This window comes from Halomonas halmophila (assembly GCF_006540005.1).
Taxonomy (GTDB): domain Bacteria; phylum Pseudomonadota; class Gammaproteobacteria; order Pseudomonadales; family Halomonadaceae; genus Halomonas; species Halomonas halmophila.
The window spans coordinates 1-19,958 of record NZ_BJOC01000049.1 but is presented as its reverse complement, the minus strand read 5'-3'; the positions used below and the strand labels follow the sequence as shown (position 1 = coordinate 19,958).

Sequence of the window (19,958 nt, the reverse complement as noted above, 5' to 3'; positions counted from 1 at the left end):
CGCCCTGGGTGAACGCTGACGACACGTGGAAGGCCGTGTCATCATTTCGTCGCCTGAGCGATACCATCATGCAGTGAGATCCGGCTGATAGGGCTTTTTAGGAAAGCCCTATCAGCCGGATCAGCTCGTTCAATTTACCCTATAGGACCTTGGTCGATATCCTAGGCCCTGTATTGAGCCGACCACCCACGACAGCAAGGAGTCATCCATCAATGCCGATTCTCAACACTGAAGTGAAGCCGTTCAAGGCGACTGCCTATTACAATGGCGAATTCATTGACGTTACCAATGAAAGCCTGAAGGGCCAGTGGAGCATCTTTTTCTTCTATCCGGCCGACTTCACCTTCGTCTGCCCCACCGAGCTGGGTGACCTGGCCGACAACTACGAAGAGTTCAAGAAGCTCGGCGTGGAAATCTACAGCGTCTCCACCGACACTCACTTCACTCACAAGGCATGGCACGACAGCTCCGAGACCATCGGCAAGCTGCAGTACCCGATGCTGGCCGACCCGACTCACGTCGTGTCGCGCAACTTCGATGTGCTGATCGAGGAAGACGGTGTGGCCGATCGCGGTACCTTCGTGGTCGACCCGGACGGCAAGATCCAGATCGTCGAGCTCAACGCCGGCAACATCGGCCGTAATGCCGAAGAGCTGCTGCGCAAGGTCAAGGCCGCCCAGTACGTGCGTGCCAACCCCAACGAGGTTTGCCCGGCCAAGTGGGAAGAAGGTCAGGAAACCCTCGAGCCGTCTCTGGACCTGGTCGGCAAGATCTAAGGAAGCCTGCTTCCTGCCGGCAACGCCTCTTTTGAGGCCATGTTGCCTGAATCGGCGGCCTGATGGTTCGCGGCCGCCGATGCCTGCCTGACAAGCCCGGGTGCTGCCCGGGTTTGCATCACCGAATTGACTGCAGGATGCGCTACCCGAGTGGTCGCCACGGGGGAGTCGTGTCTTGATGATCCGCGACGAGGATATCGCCGTTATGTTGGACGACAATCTGAAATCCCAGCTCAATGCCTATCTGCAGAAGGTCACACGGCCCTTCGAGATCGTCGCCACCCTCGATGACGGCGACAAGTCTCGGGAAATGCATGCCCTGCTGAAGGATGTCGCCGGCCTGAGCGACCGGATCAGCTTGCGCCTGGATGGTGACGACGAGCGTGCGCCGTCCTTTGCGCTGCACCGTGAAGGCGAGTCCACCGGCATCGTCTTCGCCGGCATCCCCATGGGCCACGAGTTCACCTCGCTGGTGCTGGCCCTGCTGCATGTCGGCGGCCATCCGCCCAAGGCCAGCGACGAAACCGTCGAGCAGATCAAGGCGCTGCCGGGCGGCCTGCACTTCGAGACCTATTTCTCGCAGTCATGCCAGAACTGCCCGGACGTGGTCCAGGCGCTGAACCTGATGGCCGTGCTCAACCCGGGCATCAGCCATGTGGCCATCGACGGCGCGCTGTTCAAGGATGAGGTCGACGCCCGCGAGGTCATGTCGGTGCCCGGCATCTTCCTCAACGGCGAGCCCTTCGACCAGGGCCGCATGAGCCTCGAGCAGATCCTCGCCAAGGTGGATACCGGCGCCGAGGAGCGTGAAGCCGAACGCCTCAACGAGATGCCGGCCTTCGACCTGTTGACGGTCGGCGGCGGCCCGGCCGGCGCATCGGCCGCCGTCTATGCCGCACGCAAGGGCATTCGCACCGGTGTCGCCTCCGAGCGTTTCGGCGGCCAGGTGCTCGACACCATGGGCATCGAGAACCTGATCTCCGTGCCCTACACCGAAGGCCCCAAGCTGGCGGCGGCCCTGGAGGAACACGTCAAGCAGTACGACGTGGAGATCATGGACCTGCAGCGGGCCACCGAGCTGGTGCCTTCAACCGAACCGGGCGGCGAGCACGAGGTGCGCTTCGCCTCGGGCGCCAGCCTGAAAAGCAGGACGCTGGTGCTCTCCACCGGGGCGCGCTGGCGGGAGATGAACGTGCCCGGCGAAGCCGAGTATCGCAACAAGGGCGTGGCCTACTGCCCGCACTGTGATGGCCCCTTGTTCAAGGGCAAGCGGGTCGCCGTGATCGGCGGCGGCAACTCCGGTGTCGAGGCGGCCATCGACCTGTCCGGCCTGGTCAAGGAAGTCATCCTGATCGAGTTCATGGATGAGCTGCGCGCCGACGAGGTACTGCAGAAGAAGCTCGCCAGCCTGCCCAATGTCGAGATCATCAAGGGCGCGCGCACGACCCAGGTCAACGGCGATGGGGCACGGGTTTCCGGCCTGACCTATGAAGAGCGCGCCAGCGGCGAGCTGCGCGACCTCGAACTGGAAGGCATCTTCGTGCAGATCGGCCTGGTGCCCAACACCGAGTGGCTGCGTGATTCGTCCATCGAGCTCTCGGGGCATGGCGAGATCATCACCGATGAGCGCGGCATGACCTCGGTGCCGGGCATCTTCGCTGCCGGTGATGTGACCACGGTGCCCTACAAGCAGATCGTCATCTCGCTGGGCGAAGGCTCGCGGGCGGCGCTGGGGGCTTTTGACTACTTGATTCGCCAGTGAGTGAAAGTATTTCTGACGGTCATCTTCAAACCGCAGGGAGAGGTGGGCTTTTCCGTCGACAAGCCTTCGCGAGGGCGCTGTGAACCCCTCCATGGGCACTACATCCGCCATTCATGGCGGATGACCCTCGCTTCGCCTTGTCCCCGGCGCCCACCATCGACATTACGAGCTGGGAAAGCGCAAGCCATCATTTCGTGGTGGGTGATGCCCTCGTCGGTTTACCGGCGGGGGCGTTGTCGTGTGGGGCGGCGTTGTCTGCAGGACGCGTCTCGCACAGGCGGTTCATGCGGGTCAGCGCCTGGTCGGCGCCGTTCAGACTGAAGACCATGAACCAATAGTCTTCCTCGGCGCGGTGGATGCGCAGACGCAGTGTCTCGCCGTGGCGCATGCCATCGAGCAGGGCGCCGGTATCCGGCATCGTCAGCCGCACATAGAAGCCGTCGTCGCCGCGCACGGTGATAAAGGCCGCCTCGCCGGTGTAGACCCTGTCCTGATCGACCATCACATCCACCGGCACCCGGTCCCAGGTGGCGCTCTCGGCCTGGACCTCGTCGAGCGTCACGCGCATCTCCAGCCAGCGCTGCCCGCAGGCGCCGGGCGTGGCGTTGACGCTGAGCACGCTGTCCGAGTAGCTGCTCTGCTCGATGGCGCGTACATGGCGTTCCTCGCCCAGGGTCAGGCGCAGCGAGTGCCAGTCAGCGTGGCGCTGGACATCGACGGTGTTGAAGCTGGTCGCCAGAGCTGGAGTGACAGGCAGGGCGGCGAGCAGGCAGACGAGCCAGCCGCTCGCCAGGAAAGTGACAAGACGCATGGGTATAGTCTCAATGTGACAAACGTTTAATGACAGCGTTGCCGGTTGGATACAGTCGTTGCTAGATTCGCAAGGGTCGCATTGCGAACTCATGCATGCACATTACAAGACAACAACGGAGTTTCTGGTCATGCGTAACAACAAAAAGACGCTGGTAGCCCTATCCCTCGCTACCCTGTCGCTTGGAACCGCCGCGACCGCCTCGGCTGCTACCCTGGACGAGGTCAAGGAACGTGGTAACCTGCGCTGCGGTGTCAATGTCGGGCTGGCTGGCTTCTCATCGCCGGACGAGAATGGTACCTGGCAAGGCCTGGATGTGGAGACCTGCCGCGCCGTGTCTTCGGCCATCTTCGGTGATCCCGAAAAAGTCGCCTTTACCCCGCTGACTGCCAAGGAGCGTTTCACGGCACTGCAGTCCGGCGAAATTGACGTCCTGTCGCGCAATACCACCTGGACGGCCACCCGGGACAACTCCCTGGGCCTGAACTTTACCGCCACCACCTTCTACGATGGCCAGGGCTTCATGGTCGCCAAGGACCTGGAAATCGAGGACCTCGAAGGTCTGAATGGCGCCTCGATCTGTATCCAGTCCGGCACCACCCACGAACTCAACCTCGCCGACTACTTCCCCTCGCGGGGCATCGACATCAGCACCGTGACCTTCGATACCCCGGACCAGACGGCTCAGGGCTTCGCCAGTGGCCGTTGTGATGTACTGACCTCCGATACCTCGCAGCTCAGCGCTCTGCGCCTGCAACTCCCCGAGCCCGGCAGCGTCGAGATTCTCACCGAACTGATCTCCAAGGAGCCGCTGGGCCCCGTGGTGCGCCAGGGCGATGATCAGTGGCTCGACATCGTTCAGTGGACGATCTTCGCCATGATCAATGCCGAGGAAATGGGCATCAACAGTGACAATGTCGATGAAATGAAGAAGAACCCACCCAATCCCGGGGTGGCGCGTCTGCTCGGTGTGGAAGGTACCTATGGCGAGCAGTTGGGCCTCAGCAACGACTGGGCGTACAACATCATTTCCCAGGTGGGCAACTACGGCGAAGTCTTCGCCGATACCGTCGGCAAGAACTCGCCGCTGGAAATCAGTCGCGGCATCAATGCGCTGTGGAATGAGGGCGGCATCCTCTACGCGCCGCCGGTCCGTTGAGCCAAGGTCGCTGACGGATTCCGCGTTTCCCGGGTCGGGACAACCCGGTCCATGATCGTGCACGCGTCGCCCTGACGGGTGGCAGCCAGCGGCCTCGGCAAGTGTCGGGGCCGCTGCAGCGATCGGGCCGTGTCATATCCCGTTGATTTCTGCTTCCGTCACCCGTCGGGGTGGCGGGTCGTGATATCCCGTTCGAGGCTCGACATGCAGCGTTCTTCTACTTCCGAACGGGGGCCGCTATGGCGTGACCCCGCCGTTCGTGCGTTGGTGATCCAGGCGATTCTGCTGCTGGCCCTGCTGGGTTTTGTCGCCATGATCGTGACCAACACCCTGTCCAACCTGGAGGCGCGTGGCATCACCACGGGCTTCGGCTTTCTCCAGGAACGGGCCGGCTTCTCCATTCCCCAGACCCTGATCGAGTACAGCGGTGACAGCAGCTATGCCCGTACCTTCGTGGTGGGCCTGTTGAACACCCTGCTGGTTTCCGCCATGGGCATCGTGGCGGCGACCGTCATCGGCTTTGCGGTGGGCATCGCGCGTCTCTCGAACAACTGGCTGATGGCCAAGCTCGCCGCCGTCTACGTCGAAATCTTTCGCAATATCCCGCTGCTGGTGCAGATTCTCTTCTGGTACTTCGCGGTCCTGCGGGCGTTGCCGAGTCCGAATCAGAGCCTGTCGTTGTTCGAGGCCATCTTTCTCAATGTGCGTGGCCTGGTGGTGCCGGCTCCCGAGCCCCTGCCCGGCTTCTCGGCGACGCTCTGGGCGCTGTTGCTGGCCGTGGTCGCCGTGGTGGCTCTGACAATCTACGCGCGGCGCCTGCAGACCCGTACCGGCAAGGCACTCCCCGTCTTTCGTCTCGGTGCACTGATCCTGATCGGCCTGCCGCTGCTGGTCTTCATGCTGACCGGCCAGCCGCTGGCCTGGGAAATGCCCGAGATGGCCGGCTTCAATTTTCAGGGCGGAGTGACGGTCATTCCCGAGCTGGTGGCGCTGTGGCTGGCGTTGTCCATCTATACCGCTTCGTTCATTGCCGAGATCGTGCGCTCGGGCATTCAGTCGGTGCCCAAGGGGCAGACCGAGGCGGCGAAAGCGATCAGCCTGCCCGGCGATGTGACCCTGCGCAAGGTCGTCATTCCGCAGGCCATGCGGGTCATCGTGCCGCAGTTGACCAGTCAGTATCTCAATCTGACCAAGAATTCCTCGCTGGCCACTGCCATCGGCTATCCGGATCTGGTCGCGGTATTCGCCGGCACGGCGCTCAACCAGACTGGTCAGGCCATCGAGATCGTCGCCATCACCATGGCGGTCTATCTGGTGATCAGCCTGGTGGTTTCGGCGTTGATGAACCTCTACAACGCGCGCACTTTGCTCAAGGAGCGATGAGATGACGACACGAACCGAGATGATCGAGGCGCGTCGTCCGCCGGACATGCGCCGTGGCGTGGTCGGCTGGTTGCGCGCCAATCTGTTCAATGGCCCGCTCAACAGCGTACTCAGCGTGATCACCATGGTGCTGCTGGCCATGATGCTGTGGCCCATGGCCAAGTGGGCGCTGATCGACGCCGATTGGCTGGGCTCGACGCGTGAGGCCTGTTCTGGCGAGGGCGCCTGCTGGGTGTTCATCAGTGCGCGTTTCGAGACCATCATCTATGGTTTCTACCCCGATCCTGAACGTTGGCGGGTGAATAGCGTGCTGGCCATGATGACGTTGCTGGTGGCCTGGCTGGCCATACCGCGGCTGCCGGCCAAACGCTGGGTAGGCGCCTTTGCCCTGGTCGGCTTTCCGATCCTCGCCTATGTCCTGCTGAACGGTGGCCACTTCGGCCTTGTGGAGGTGCCGACTCGCGAGTGGGGCGGACTGATGCTGACTCTGACGGTGGCCACCGTGGGCATCGTCGGCTCCTTGCCGATCGGCGTGGTGCTGGCCCTGGGCCGGCGTTCGCAGATGCCACTAGTGCGCAGCCTGTGCGTGGTGTTCATCGAGTTCTGGCGCGGTGTGCCCTTGATCACGGTGCTGTTCATGGCCTCGGTCATGCTGCCGTTGTTCGTGCCCACCGAGGTCGAGTTCGACAAGTTGTTGCGTGCCCTGATCGGCATCATGTTCTTCTGGAGCGCCTATATGGCCGAGGTGGTGCGGGGCGGCCTGCAGGCGATTCCCTCCGGCCAGGAGGAGGCCGCCAAGGCACTGGGGCTGGGCTACTGGCGGCGCATGGGACTGATCGTGCTGCCTCAGGCTTTGAAGATGGTGATTCCCGGCATCGTCAACACCTTCATTGCGCTGTTCAAGGATACCTCGCTGGTGCTGATCATCGGCCTGTTCGACCTGCTGGCGATCATTCGCGCGGGGCTCACCGACAGTGACTGGCTGGGCTTTGCCACCGAGGGCTATGTCTTCGCCGCACTGATGTTCTGGGTCTTCTGTTTCAGCATGTCCAGGTACAGTCAGTATATAGAGCGGCGCCTCCACACAGGCCACTGATTCAGCGTTTAATAACAAGGAAATACCGTCATGACGGCAAACAATTCGGCAAGCGCTTCCTCTGCGGATACTCCGATGATTGAGGTGGAGGGGCTCAACAAGTGGTACGGCGACTTTCATGTGCTGCGCGACATTGACCTGACGGTGGGGCGCGGTGAGCGCATTGTCGTCTGCGGGCCTTCGGGCTCGGGCAAGTCGACCCTGATCCGTTGCTTCAATCATCTGGAGGAGCATCAGCAGGGCCGCATCACGGTCGATGGCGTGACCATGACCCAGGACATCAAGCGCATCGAGCAGATTCGTCGCAATGTCGGCATGGTCTTCCAGCACTTCAATCTCTTCCCGCATCTTTCGGTGCTCGACAACTGCTGCATCTCCCAGACTTGGGTGCAGAAGAAGCCGCGGGTCGAGGCCGAGAAGACCGCCCGGGAGTTTCTCGAGCGGGTGCAGATCGCTGATCAGGCCGACAAGTATCCGGGCCAGTTATCCGGTGGCCAGCAGCAGCGCGTGGCCATTGCCCGGGCGCTGTGCATGCGCCCCGAGGTGATGCTCTTCGATGAGCCGACCTCGGCGCTCGACCCGGAGATGATCAAGGAGGTGCTCGACGTCATGGTCGAGCTGGCCCACGACGGCATGACCATGCTGTGCGTGACCCACGAGATGGGCTTCGCCAAGACGGTGGCCGACCGGGTGATCTTCATGGATCAGGGCCAGATCATCGAGCAGGCGCCGCCCGAGACCTTCTTCAACAACCCGGAGTCGGAGCGGACGAAGTTGTTCCTGAGTCAGATTCTAGGGCACTAAGCCAAGCGGCCCTCTCAAGGAAACGCTGAATAAATCGCCGAGCATAGTTAAGCGCAAGGCGCACGGAGCACAGAAAGCGAGACATAACTGATAGTTAGACGAGCTTTCGAGCACCGCGCAACGAAGCGATTTGCATGCGCAGGCATTTAAGCAGTGATTCCTCAAGCGACGATCCGCAGGCATTGTCCGGCGTGGTAGAGGGTGAAGCCGCTTTCGTAGGCCTTGCTCCATAACGGCTTGGCGCGGAGCGGCGGGGCGCGTCGCACTGGCAGGGGCAGGCTGCTGTCGTCACCCTGAGTGAGGTAGCGGGCGAAGCCCTTGCCGACCACGGTGCCGGTGGTGATGCCGCGGCCGTTGTAGCCGGCGGCGGCGAGAATGCCCGGGGCGGGTTCGAACAGGCGCAGGGTGTGATCCGGCGTGAAGCCGACCTGGCCGGTCCAGGTGCATTCCCAGTCCACCTGTCCCAGTTGCGGGAAGTAATGGCGCTGGATGCGGTCGGCCCAGCAGCGTAGAAAGGTCTCCGGTTTGGTATCGCCGCAGCCCAGGCTGCCGAGAATCAACCGGCCTTCAGCGTCGCGGCGCATGCTGCTGAGTACCATGCGCGTATCCCAGGCGCCCTGACGTTCGGGCAGGATATCGCCGGCGATGTCGTCGGGCAGCGGTGGCGAGGCTACCTGGTAGAAGTGCCCGCGAAAGAAGACGTCGCGTACCTGGTTCCAGTGCCCCTCGGTGTAAGCGTTGGTGGCGATCACCAATTGCGGGGCCCGCACACAGCCCGCTGGTGTGTCGACCCGCCAGCTTTCGCCCACTCGCTCGATGCCTTCGGCCGGGCTGTGGGTATACAGATGGGCGCCCGCCTGCCGGGCGGCGCGGGCCAGGCCCCGGGTGTAGGCGGTGGGGTTGAGGGTGCCGGCACGCCGGTCGAGCAGGGTGCGCCGAATACGCTGTGTGCCGATGCGCCGCTGACAGTCCTCGCCCTCGAGCAGCTCCACCGGCGCACCACGCTGGGAGAACTGCTGGTAACGCCGTTCCAGTTCCTGCTCGCCCCTGGCATTGTGCGCCAGGTGCAGGGTGCCGGTGCGGGTGTCCTGGCAGTCGATGGCGTAGCGATCGATCAGCGCGAAGACCTCGGCAGGTGCCTGGCCGAGGACGCTGTTGGCACGCTCGCCGTTTTCCGGGCCGAGGGCCTCGAGGATGTCGTCCGGCGGAATCCACATCCCGGCGTTGACCAGGCCGACGCTGCGGCCGGAGCCGCCGCTGGGAATCTCGCCGGCTTCCAGCAGGGCCACCGACACCCCCGTCTCGGCGAGATGAATGGCCGTGCTCAGGCCGGTAATGCCGCCGCCGATCACGACGACATCGGCTTCTGCCTGGCCTTCCAGACGCGGGGCGTCGAGTGGTGCCTCGGGGGACGAGGCGGTCCAGATACAGGTCGACTTCATACGGCTTTCATGACCTCCGCGATGACATGAGAAGCGGCGTCGTAACGTCGGGTCAGTCGAACTTGATGCCCTGAGCCAGCGGCAGCTCGCGGGAGTAGTTGACGGTGTTGGTCTGGCGGCGCATGTAGCTCTTCCAGATGTCCGAACCGGACTCGCGGCCGCCGCCGGTGTCCTTCTCGCCGCCGAAGGCGCCACCGATCTCGGCACCACTCGGGCCGATATTGACGTTGGCGATACCGCAGTCGCTGCCCACATCCGAGACGAAGGCCTCGGACTCGCGGACATCGGTGGTGAAGATGCACGACGACAGCCCCTGGGGCACGTCATTGTGCATCGCCATGGCCTCGTCGAAGTCGCGGTAGCTCATTACGTAGAGGATCGGCGCGAAGGTCTCGTTCTTGACCAGTTCATTCTGCGACGCCACTTCGACGATGGCCGGCGTGACGTAGTAGGCATCCGGGTACTGGTCGGCCAGCTGGCGCTCGCCGCCGAACACCGTGGCGCCCTGCTGGCGTGCCTGGTCGAGCACCGACTGCATCTGCTCGAAGGCCTGGGCATCGATCAGCGGGCCGACCAGGCTGCCTTCCATGGGGTCACCGATGGTCACGCCGGCATAGGCCTTCTTGACGCGCTCGACCACCTCGTCGCGCACGGACTCGTGGACGATCAGGCGGCGCAGCGTGGTGCAGCGCTGCCCGGCGGTGCCCACGGCCGAGAACAGGATGGCGCGCACCGCCATGTCCAGATCGGCGCTGGGCGCCAGGATCATGCCGTTGTTGCCGCCCAGCTCGAGGATGCTGCGACCGAAGCGGGCCGCCACGCGAGGCGCCACTTCGCGGCCCATGCGGGTGCTGCCGGTGGCGCTGATCAGCGGTACGCGAGGGTCGTCGGCCAGGCGCTCGCCGGCAGCGCGGTCGCCGATGATCACCTGGCTCAGGTCGGCCGGTGCCTCGTCGCCGAACTCGGCCATGGCGCGTTCCAGCAAGGCCTGGCAGCCCAGGGCGGTGAGCGGGGTCTTTTCCGACGGCTTCCACAGCAGGCTGTTGCCGCACACCAGCGCCAGGGCGGAATTCCAGGCCCAGGGCGCGACCGGGAAGTTGAAGGCGGTGATAAGGCCGATGGGGCCCAGCGGATGCCAGCTCTCGCGCATGTGGTGGCCCGGGCGCTCGGAGGCGATGGTCAGGCCGTAGAGCTGACGCGACTGGCCCACCGCCAGGTCGCAGATGTCGATCATTTCCTGCACTTCGCCCAGGCCTTCCTGGTAGATCTTGCCGCACTCCAGGGTCACCAGGGCGCCCAGGTCTTCCTTGTGGCGACGCAACTGCTCGCCGAACAGGCGCACCAGCTCGCCGCGCCGTGGGGCCGGCACCTGGCGCCACTGTTCGAAGGCGCTGCGAGCACGTGCCACGCGGTCCTCGATGGCATCGGCGCCTTCCAGGCTGACGCGGCCGATCTCGCCGCCGTCGGTGGGCGAGGTGATGACGAAATCCCCTTGACGATAACGGGCCTCATCGACCCCGAGCTTGTGCATGAGCGTGTCGATCATGGTGTTTCCTCTTGTGTCCGAGCCTGACGCCAAGCGTCTGTTCCAGAATGGCGGAAATGAGGCCAGTATTGACGCGCCGATTGACGCCGCTCAAACGACGTTTTATATGAAGGTCATTCCATTTTTTCGTGAATCGTCCTATCTACCCGGAGAGCTGCATGAGCCGTCGACACCTGCCCACCCTCACCGCCATGCAATGCTTCGAGGCCTCGGTGCGGCACATGAGCTTCACCCGCGCCGCCGATGAACTGAACCTGACCCAGAGCGCGGTCAGCAAGCAGGTGGCTCAGCTGGAGTCGACCCTCGAGCATCCACTGTTTCGTCGGGTGCGCAAGCGTCTGCAGGTCACGCCGGAAGGCGCGCTCTACCTCACCGAGGTGCGCAAGATCCTCGCCCAGGTGGAGATGTCCACGCGCTACATGCAGTCCTACGGCGGCCAGAGCGAGGTGCTCAATGTCACCACCCTGCCGACCTTCGGCGCCCGTTGGCTGATCCCGCGGCTCAACGGGTTTCGCTTTCGCCATCCGCGCACCTACCTGAACATCACCAATCGCTCGGAGCCCTTCGATCTGGAGGAAGAACGGGTCGATGTGGCCTTCTTCTTCGGCCATGGCGCCTGGCCGCGGGCCGAGTGCATCCGCCTGTTCGACGAGGAGCGGGTGCCGGTCTGCGCGCCCTCGGCGCTTCCGCCCGGCGGCATCAGTGAGCCGCTGGCGCTGACCCGACTGGTGCTGTTGCAGAACGCCACCCGCCCCGAGGCCTGGCATGACTGGTTCGCGGCCCAGGGCTGCTATACCGAGCACAGTTATCATGGCCCGCGTTTCGATACCTTCGACATGGCCCTGCGTGCCGCTCGCGCCGGCTGCGGTGTGGCGCTGGTACCGCGCTTCCTGGCCGAGGAGGAACTGGCGGCCGGTCAACTGAGCGTGCCCTGGTCGTTCGGGCTGACCAGTCGCGAGGCCTACTATCTGGCCTACCCGGAACACAAGGCCGAAGTGGGCAAGGTCAAGGGCTTCACCGACTGGATACTCGAGCACCTCGAACGGCCCGCCGTCTCGGGCTAGTCGACGGGGGTGTCCGCAGCGGCACACGCCAGGAGATGGTCGACGAAGCGGCGTACCCTGGGCAGTTCGCCGAGATGCTCGGGATACACCAGGTAATAGGCATCCGGCCCGCGCATGACATGTGGCCAGGCCAGCACGAGTCGGCCTGCGGCCAGTTCATCAGCGACGAAGAAGCGCGGCACCAGGGCCAGCCCGCCGCCGCTCATGGCGGTGCGAATCAGCATCTGGAAGGTCTCGAAGCGGGTACCGTGGTAACTGTGTTCGCTGGCGATGTGTTGATCGGCAAACCAGCGGTGCCAGGCATCGGGACGGGTAGCGAGATGCAGCAGACGGCGTTCGGCCAGGTCGGCGGCGTGTTGCGCGGGCTGACGCGCCCGGTAATCCGGTGCGGCCACGGCGACGACCTCTTCCTCGAACAACTTGTGGCACTCCAGGTTCGGCCAGTGGCCATGGCCGTGGAAAATCGCCACCTCGATGTTCTCGCGCTCCAGGTCGAAGGCCTCGACGTGGTCGTGAACGCTGAGATCGAGCCGTGGATTGGCCTCCAGGAAAGCCGGCAACTGCCGCGCCAGCCAGCGCGCGCCGAAGGTCGGCAGGCAGGCGACGCGCAGGGCTTCGGCCTGGCCGCGGTAGGTCATGATCGAGTGCGCCGACATCTCGATCTGGGACAGTATCCGGCGCACCTCAGTGAGATACAGCGAACCCTCGGGGGTCAGCACCAGGTTACGCCGCACGCGCCGGAACAGCTTGTGCTGGAGATAGCCCTCGAGCTGGGCCACCTGCTTGCTGACGGCGCTCTGGGTGATGCTCAGTTCATCGGCGGCGCGTGTGAAGCTCAGATGACGCGCCGCGGCCTCGAAACACTGCATGGTCATGGTCGCGGGCAGGTGGCGGGCGCTCATGGCCGATCTCCGTATTCGCAAGGATTCCCAGTGTTCATGCATCTTCCTGGTTATCTGCATTGTAAGGCAGGGCAGTGCAGGATGCATGAGCACAAGGAATGGGTAGCCCGCTTTTTTTCGTTTGCCGGCAAGCTGCTGGCTCTGTTCTCATTCATGGCAGGATGGTCGTCGGCTGCCGACGACCCGTGGATTCTTCATGCCCGAGCAGGCCACCTCGAGTGCCTGCCCGGGCGAACGGCAACCCAGAGGTAGGCACGATGACGTCTCCGGTGTCGCATCACGAGATTCGTGATCGCTTTTCCCGCGCCATGTCGGCCATGTACCAGGACGAAGTGCCGCAGTACGGCGCCCTGTTGGAGCTGGTGGCGGAGGTCAATCAGGAAACCCTGCACAACGACCCCGGGCTGGCCGAGCGACTCGCGGCCCACGATGAAATGAACCGCCTGGGCGTCGAGCGGCATGGTGCCATTCGTGTCGGCACGCCCGAGGAGCTGTCCATGCTGCGCCGCCTGTTCGCGGTGATGGGCATGTTCCCGGTGGGCTATTACGATCTGTCTGAAGCGGGGGTGCCGGTGCACTCGACGGCGTTCCGGCCGGTCGAGGACGAGGCGCTGGCGCGCAATCCGTTCCGGGTCTTTACCTCGCTGCTGCGCCTCGAGCTCATCGAAAGCGTTGAGCTACGCGAACGGGCCGCCGAGATTCTTGCCCGGCGCGACATCTTCACCCCAGGCGCGCGCGAGCTGATCGAACTCAGCGAACGCCAGGGCGGGCTGACCAGCGAGCAGGCCGATCGCTTCGTCAGCGAGGCGTTGGAGACGTTTCGCTGGCATCAGGACGCCACCGTGGATCTCGATACCTATGAGGCGCTGCACGGCGAGCACCGCCTGATCGCCGATGTCGTCTGCTTTCGCGGGCCGCACATCAACCACCTGACGCCGCGCACCCTGGATATCGACGAAGTTCAGCGGCGCATGCCGGCGGCCGGTATCACCCCCAAGGAGGTCATCGAGGGGCCGCCGCGCCGCGACTGCCCGATCCTGTTGCGCCAGACCAGCTTCAAGGCCCTGGAAGAGCCGACACGCTTTGTCGGCGAGCGGCAGGGCAGCCACACGGCCCGCTTCGGTGAGATCGAGCAGCGCGGGGTGGCGCTGACCCCCAAGGGCCGTGCGCTCTATGACCGTCTGCTCACCGAGTCGCGGCAGCGCACCGCCGGGCTGGCCAACCAGGCGCATCAACAGGTGCTCGGCGAGGTCTTTCAGGCCTTCCCGGATAGCCATGGCGAGTTGCGTCGCCAGGGCCTGGCGTTCTTCGATTATCGCCTGACCGAGGCGGGACGCGAGGCCGGCCTGGTGGCCGAGACCGACCTGGAGGTGTTGATCGAACAGGGGCTGGTCAGTGCTCGACCGATCACCTACGAGGACTTCCTGCCGGTGAGTGCCGCGGGCATCTTCCAGTCCAACCTCGGCGGTGACCAGAATCAGGCCTATGCCGGCAACGCCAATCGCGAGGCTTTCGAGGCGTCGCTGGGCGCGACCGTGACCGACGAGCTGGCGCTGTATGCCAGGCGCGAACAGGGCTCCATCGAGGCCGTGATGGCCGTGCTGAGTGATGCTGGATAGCCTGGCATGGCGGATGCCTGGATGAATCACTGATGCACAAGCGCCATTTCAGGAGCAGGTGGCGCGTCCCCAGTGTTCGAGTAGCATGTCGATAAACAGCTGGGCTGTACTGGAAATGCTGTGCGAGTTGCTTCTCACCAGACCAATGGTGCGTTGGATGCGTGGCTCGGGCAGCTCTCGAGAACACAAGATTTCATGGTCCGGTCCAGGCATCGTCATCCTGGGCAGGATCGCCACTCCCAGCCCAGATTCGACCAGCCCGAGAGAGGTGGAAAGGTGCTGGACCTCGTAGAAGCTGTTCAATCGAATGCCCTCGGCCGAGAGCGTATTGTCCAGCAGCATACGGTTGCCGCTGTCCCGGCTCACGGTGATCAACCTGGCCTGTTCGAGGTCCGACCATTCGATGCCATCTTTATCCGCCAGAGGGTGATCGGAACGAAGTGCCAGGACGAAGGGGTCTTGCAGTAGTGGCGTGAAGGAGACTTCCGGACTCTGGGCGCTGAACATGTTGATGCCGAAGTCGACCTCACCACTGATCACCTTCTCCAGGCCTTCCTTGGCACTGACGTCGAGAATCCTGATGCGGATCCCCGGCCATGCCTCGCTGAATCCGCGGATCACACTAGGCAGGAAATAGAAGGCCGCGGTGGGAATGCAGGCGATGGTGACCGTGCCCTTCTGATGCGTGGCCAGCTCGCGAATGCCCAAAATCGATGATTCATACTCCTCGACCATACGCCTTGCGCGGGGAAGGAAGTCGGTGCCGATAGGGGTCAGCCGGGTTCGTCGAGTGGTGCGTTCCAGCAGCTCGATTTCCAGGAGGTCCTCGAGCTTCTGAATGCGGCGCGATAGTGCCGGCTGAGACAGGTGGAGACGTTGTGCGGCCTCGTGGAAGGAGCCCAGCTCTGCGACCAGAATAAAGACCTGCAAATCAAGGAATTCCAGGCGATGCAGCATGTTCTTACTCTTGCATGGGGTAATAGCTATTGATAACGATAGCACATTAATACGATATACGCATTAATTGTGGTATTTATTTGCATTTGAAGCATTAAAAGCGCCCTGACATGCTCATATCACAACTTTCAGACGCGATATGGCATGACGATGATGAACAGTATTCCCTGCATGATCATGCGCGGTGGCACCTCCCGAGGCCCCTTCCTGCGCATGAGGGACCTTCCCGACAGCCAGGAAGAGCAAGCCGAGATCCTGCTCAATCTCATGGGGTCTGGCCACGCTCTTCAGATCGATGGCATTGGCGGGGGGGATCCACTGACCAGCAAGGTGGCCATCGTCGAGCGTTCTTCCGATCCCGAGGCGGACGTCGACTACCTGTTTGCACAGGTCGATGTACTCAATCGCCGCGTCGACTTCAATCCGAACTGCGGCAATATGCTGTCAGCCGTGGGGCCCTATGCCATCGAGACGGGACTGGTGGAGCCCGAGGAAGGGACCACTATCGTCCGCGTTCGCAACCTCAACACCCAGCGGTTGATCGAGTGCCACGTCCCGACCCCGGAACGTCAGATCGCTTACGAGGGCGATACGACGATCAGTGGTGTGCCAGGGCGCGCCGCGGGCATTCAGCTCAGCTTCCTTGATATCACCGGCACAAAGACCGGCGCGCTGCTGCCGACCGGGCAGGCCACCGACACGATCGATGGTATCGAGGTGACCTGCCTCGATGCGGCCACTCCCATCATGATGGTCAACGCGGCCGACCTGGGCCTCAGCGGCCGCGAATCCCCTGCGGAGCTGGACGATCATCCTGCCATGCTGAAGCGGCTGGAGCTGGTGCGCTGTCAGGCCGGCCGTCGAATGGGGCTGGGGGATGTCAGCCAGAGTGTCTTGCCCAAGCCGGTGTTGGTGTCCGCCCCATCCAGCGACACCGCCGCGCTGTGCACCCGCTACTTCGTGCCTCATCGCTGCCATAGTGCCATCGCCGTGACAGGCGCTATCGCCGTGGCCACGGCCGTCAGTGTCCCTGGCACCGTGGCCAACCGGATCGCGGTGGAGGCGGGAAAACTGGAGGCCGGTGGCCGGCTGTCGCAGGTCAGGCTGGAACACCCCTCCGGGTTCATCGACCTGGATGTCGAGCACCGCAACGAGAATGCCTGCGATATTGTGCGTGTTTCTCTCATCCGCACCGCCAGGAAGATCATGACTGGGACCATCTTCTACTCGCTTCCTGTAACGCCCGGTCGGGATACGCTGACGTCAAAGGCTAGCTGAGCCCTCGTATCGACAGGGCTCTCATTAACCACCATGACAACGACAACACGCCAGGAGTAACGCCATGATGATCCAAAAGACTGCAACCTCTTCTCTCTCGCTCGGTCGGCTCAAGAAAGTCGCGCTGCTTGGACTTGCGATCTCCGGGCTGGGCCTGACGGCGGCGTCTCAGGCTCAGGCTCAGGACACCGAAGTGCCCGGCAATATCCAGTGGACCATTCCCTTTGGGGTCGGTGGTGGTACGGATGTCTGGGCACGCTTCTTCTCCCCCTGGCTCAGTGAGGCTCTGCCGGGAGAGCCGACCATCATGATCGACAATGTGCCCGGTGGTGGCTCCATCAATGGTGCCAATCTGTTCGCCGTGCGTGCCAAGTCGGATGGCAGCAACTGGCTGGGAACCTCGGCTTCGACCCAGTATCCGGCCATGCTCGACGATCCTCGTGTTCGCTACGACTACAGTGATTGGACGCCCATCCTGGCCACACCGACGGGTGGGGTGGTCTACGCCCAGCCCGACCTCGGCGAGTCGGCCGATACGGCGCTGGATGCACTGCTGGAACAACCGGTCAAACTGGCGGCGCAGACCCCCACCGGCGTCGAGCTGCCGGTACTGATCGCACTGGACATGCTGGGCGCCGACGTCCAGGCCGTGTTCGGCATGCGCAGCCGGGGCGAGGGCCGTCTGGCCTTCGAGCGTGGGGAAGCCGACATCGATTTTCAGACCAGCTCCGCGTATCTGAGCAACGTTGAGCCGCTGGTGAAGGCGGGCAAGGCAGTGCCGCTGTTCTCGCTCGGGGTGCTGAACGACGCAGGGAAGATCGTCCGCGACCCGGCGTTTCCCGAGCTGCCCACCTTCAATGAGGTCTATAAAGCGCGGCATGGCGAGGCGCCGTCGGGCAAAGCCTACGAGGCCTTTCGCAAGTTCTTTGCCTCCGGCTATGCCCTGCAGAAGTTGATCATGGTGCCGAAGGAAACGCCGCAAGCCCTGGTCGACACCTATCGCCAGGCGGCCCGCGACTTCGTGCACACCGAGGCGTTCAAGAAGGCAGCCGCCGCTCAATTGGGGCCCTACACGCCGGTTATCGGCGACGTCGTCCAACGCCACCTCGATGATGCCATGTCCATCGATGACGCCACACGCGACTGGCTGGCCGAGTGGCTGCAGTCGGAGCACGGCGCCAAGATCTGACGCCCAGTGGGCTCTGCCGGCCTCATGGGCCGGCAGCCCCGGTTCCTTCCGATCACACAATACAAGAGCCATACGCCATGCTCGATATCCTTCTCTCCAGCCTGGGGCAGATTCTCACCCTGTCCCATCTGCTTTTCATGGTGCTGGGTGTGCTGGTCGGCCTCGTGGTCGGCATCATCCCCGGCCTCGGCGGCATCGCTGGCATGTCGCTGCTGTTGCCCTTTCTCTACGGCATGGAGCCGACCGCGGCCCTTGGCATGCTGATGGGCCTGGTCGCCGTGATTCCCACCGGTGATACCTTTGCCTCCGTACTGCTGGGCATTCCCGGTTCCAGTGCTTCCCAGGCGACCGTCATCGATGGCTTCTCGCTGGCCAAGCGTGGCCAGGCGGCACGCGCGCTGTCCAGCGCCTTCCTGTGTTCGATGATCGGGGGCGTGATCGGCGCCGTCATACTCACCGGCATTATCCTGATCGCCCGTCCACTGGTCCTGTCGTTCTCGTCCTCCGAGCTCTTCATGCTGACCCTGCTCGGGCTGTCGATGGTGGCCGTGCTCTCCGGGCGTGACCTCTTCAAGGGGCTGGCCGCCTGTGGCCTGGGCCTGCTGGTGGGCGCCATCGGCATGGCGCCGGCCACCGGCGAGTTCCGTATGAACTTCGGACTCGACTATCTCTACGATGGCGTGCCGTTGGTGGTGGTGGGTCTCGGGATCTTCGCCATCCCGGAGATTGTCGATCTGCTGGTCAAGCGTGGCGCCATCGCCGGTGAGTCCGCCCGGCTAGGCAAGGGATGGCGTCAGGGTATCCAGGATGTCGGCAAGAATCGTGGGCTAGTGGCGCGCTGCGCGGCCATCGGCAGCTTGATCGGCACGATTCCCGGCTTGGCCGGCTCGGTGGTCGACTGGCTCACCTATGGGCATGCGGTGCAGAGCGCCAAGGACACGTCCGAATTCGGCAAGGGGGATATCCGTGGCGTCATCGCCCCCGAGTCCGCCAACAATGCCTGTGCCTGCGGCGCCATGGTCCCGACCCTGCTGTTCGGCGTTCCCGGCTCGGGTTCGGCCGCGGTCTTCCTCGGCGGGCTCTTGTTGCTCGGGCTACAGCCCGGTGTCGGCATGATCGAGACCCACCTCGACCTGACCTATACCATCATCTGGTCGCTGGCCCTGGCCAACATCCTGGGGGCCGCACTGTGTCTGGTGCTCGCCCGCCCGGTGGCCAACCTGACCCGGGTTCCCTTCGCCACGCTGGCGCCACTGATCACGGTGCTGATCATGTTCGCCGCCTTCCAGGCCACGCGTTCCGCGGGTGACCTGATTGCCCTGGGGGCGGTCGGCGTCCTGGGGGTCCTGTTCAAGCAGGCAAACTGGTCGCGCCCTGCCTTCCTGATCGGCTTCGTGCTGGCGCCAGGCGCGGAGGGGTACTTCTACCAGGCGGTGCAGTTCCAGGGTATGGACGCCCTTCAGCGCCCGGGCGTGTTGATCATCGGCGCCTTGATTCTGGCCGCCATGTTCATTCCCATGTTGCGTTCGCTATGGATCAAGCGTCGCCAGGCCGCCTCGGTCGGCGCCACCTCCACGGCCCGCACCGAACGTCCTACCCTGGGTGTCATCGACGTGGTGCTCTTCGCCGCCCTGCTGGGAACGGCCATCGTTGCCTGGGTCGATGTGGCCGACCTGAGCTTGATCGGTGGCATCATGCCACGGCTGGCCATCGCGATCCTCGCCTTATCCTGCCTCATGGAGATCGCTCGTTGCCTGATGCACCGTCCACAGTGGCAGCAGCAAGCCATGGGCCTGCATGGACTCTGGCTGGCGGGCTTCTTTACTCTGGTAGGTGCCATCCTGCTACTGGGCTTCATCACTGCCGCGACACTGTTCACCCTTGTGTTCCTGCTTGCCATCGCGCGTCTCAAGCCCTGGGTGGCGGTCATCATGGCGCTTGGCGTCACGGCCTTCCTGATGGGCATGGCCGAGTTCCTGACCCTGACCTACCCCAGCGGCCTGGTCGACCCCTGGCTGTTCGGCTGAATCTGCCCCGTCATGCACGTCCACCGCGGGCCGACGACCTTGAGTGTCGTCGGCCCGTGCAACGAAAGGAGACACCATGAGCCCCTCGTCCCTAACGGATACCTTGCAGACCTTCGAGGCCGCCGGCACGACCTACCATTATT

At 63.6% G+C, this 19,958-nt stretch carries 16 protein-coding genes; 11 read left to right on the top strand and 5 right to left on the bottom strand.

Annotated features, from left to right (window positions below):
- The first annotated feature begins 212 nt into the window (after positions 1–212).
- Positions 213–776 carry an alkyl hydroperoxide reductase subunit C gene (gene ahpC, locus HHA01_RS13995; RefSeq protein WP_141321772.1) on the top strand — a complete coding sequence of 188 codons (564 nt, stop codon included), beginning with the start codon at positions 213–215 and terminating at the stop codon, positions 774–776.
- A 205-nt stretch (positions 777–981) separates the two neighbouring features.
- Complete coding sequence (gene ahpF, locus HHA01_RS13990) at positions 982–2,538, top strand: alkyl hydroperoxide reductase subunit F (RefSeq protein ID WP_141321780.1); 1,557 nt, start codon at positions 982–984, stop codon at positions 2,536–2,538.
- 187 nt (positions 2,539–2,725) lie between these two features.
- Here ahpF and HHA01_RS13985 read toward each other — a convergent pair whose 3' ends face one another.
- A complete protein-coding gene (locus HHA01_RS13985) occupies positions 2,726–3,349 on the bottom strand; it encodes a hypothetical protein (RefSeq protein WP_141321770.1) in 624 nt (207 codons plus the stop codon).
- A gap of 130 nt (positions 3,350–3,479) precedes the next feature.
- Between HHA01_RS13985 and HHA01_RS13980 the strand changes: the two genes are divergently transcribed.
- The 4 genes from HHA01_RS13980 (at position 3,480) to HHA01_RS13965 (ending at position 7,791) form a co-directional block, all read left to right on the top strand.
- Entirely contained in the window at positions 3,480–4,508 is a 1,029-nt protein-coding gene (locus HHA01_RS13980) for an amino acid ABC transporter substrate-binding protein (RefSeq protein WP_141321768.1), read from the top strand.
- A 204-nt stretch (positions 4,509–4,712) separates the two neighbouring features.
- Positions 4,713–5,891 carry an amino acid ABC transporter permease gene (locus HHA01_RS13975; protein WP_141321766.1) on the top strand — a complete coding sequence of 393 codons (1,179 nt, stop codon included), beginning with the start codon at positions 4,713–4,715 and terminating at the stop codon, positions 5,889–5,891.
- A 1-nt stretch (position 5,892) separates the two neighbouring features.
- On the top strand, positions 5,893–6,987 hold the full coding sequence (locus HHA01_RS13970) for an amino acid ABC transporter permease (RefSeq protein WP_141321764.1): 1,095 nt from the start codon (positions 5,893–5,895) through the stop codon (positions 6,985–6,987).
- Positions 6,988–7,062: 75 nt separating this feature from the next.
- Entirely contained in the window at positions 7,063–7,791 is a 729-nt protein-coding gene (locus HHA01_RS13965) for an amino acid ABC transporter ATP-binding protein (RefSeq protein WP_141321778.1), read from the top strand.
- 161 nt (positions 7,792–7,952) lie between these two features.
- Here the strand turns inward: HHA01_RS13965 and amaA are convergent, their stop codons facing one another.
- Positions 7,953–9,233 carry an L-pipecolate oxidase gene (gene amaA, locus HHA01_RS13960; RefSeq protein ID WP_141321762.1) on the bottom strand — a complete coding sequence of 427 codons (1,281 nt, stop codon included), beginning with the start codon at positions 9,231–9,233 and terminating at the stop codon, positions 7,953–7,955.
- Between the two features lie 52 nt (positions 9,234–9,285).
- Complete coding sequence (amaB, locus tag HHA01_RS13955) at positions 9,286–10,779, bottom strand: L-piperidine-6-carboxylate dehydrogenase (protein ID WP_141321760.1); 1,494 nt, start codon at positions 10,777–10,779, stop codon at positions 9,286–9,288.
- 158 nt (positions 10,780–10,937) lie between these two features.
- Between amaB and HHA01_RS13950 the strand changes: the two genes are divergently transcribed.
- A complete protein-coding gene (locus HHA01_RS13950; RefSeq protein WP_141321758.1) occupies positions 10,938–11,843 on the top strand; it encodes a LysR family transcriptional regulator in 906 nt (301 codons plus the stop codon).
- On the opposite strand, the gene HHA01_RS13945 is transcribed toward HHA01_RS13950, so the two are convergent.
- On the bottom strand, positions 11,840–12,745 hold the full coding sequence (locus HHA01_RS13945) for a LysR substrate-binding domain-containing protein (protein ID WP_141321756.1): 906 nt from the start codon (positions 12,743–12,745) through the stop codon (positions 11,840–11,842). The two genes, HHA01_RS13950 and HHA01_RS13945, sit on opposite strands and share 4 nt — an antisense overlap.
- Before the next feature lie 257 nt (positions 12,746–13,002).
- On the opposite strand from HHA01_RS13945, the gene hglS reads away from it, so the two are divergent.
- Positions 13,003–14,364, top strand: coding sequence for a 2-oxoadipate dioxygenase/decarboxylase HglS (gene hglS, locus HHA01_RS13940; RefSeq protein ID WP_141321754.1), 1,362 nt, complete (start codon positions 13,003–13,005; stop codon positions 14,362–14,364).
- A gap of 48 nt (positions 14,365–14,412) precedes the next feature.
- Here hglS and HHA01_RS13935 read toward each other — a convergent pair whose 3' ends face one another.
- Positions 14,413–15,321 carry a LysR family transcriptional regulator gene (locus HHA01_RS13935; RefSeq protein WP_174787739.1) on the bottom strand — a complete coding sequence of 303 codons (909 nt, stop codon included), beginning with the start codon at positions 15,319–15,321 and terminating at the stop codon, positions 14,413–14,415.
- A 144-nt stretch (positions 15,322–15,465) separates the two neighbouring features.
- Here HHA01_RS13935 and HHA01_RS13930 point away from each other — a divergent pair, with 144 nt between their 5' ends.
- The 3 genes from HHA01_RS13930 (at position 15,466) to HHA01_RS13920 (ending at position 19,815) form a co-directional block, all read left to right on the top strand.
- Positions 15,466–16,599, top strand: a complete 1,134-nt coding sequence (locus HHA01_RS13930) for a 4-oxalomesaconate tautomerase (protein ID WP_218023816.1) — start codon at positions 15,466–15,468, stop codon at positions 16,597–16,599.
- A 64-nt stretch (positions 16,600–16,663) separates the two neighbouring features.
- Positions 16,664–17,788 (top strand): Bug family tripartite tricarboxylate transporter substrate binding protein, encoded by a 1,125-nt coding sequence (locus HHA01_RS13925; RefSeq protein ID WP_141321752.1) that lies wholly within the window; start codon positions 16,664–16,666, stop codon positions 17,786–17,788.
- Between the two features lie 77 nt (positions 17,789–17,865).
- A complete protein-coding gene (locus tag HHA01_RS13920; protein WP_141321750.1) occupies positions 17,866–19,815 on the top strand; it encodes a tripartite tricarboxylate transporter permease in 1,950 nt (649 codons plus the stop codon).
- Positions 19,816–19,958 lie beyond the last annotated feature (143 nt).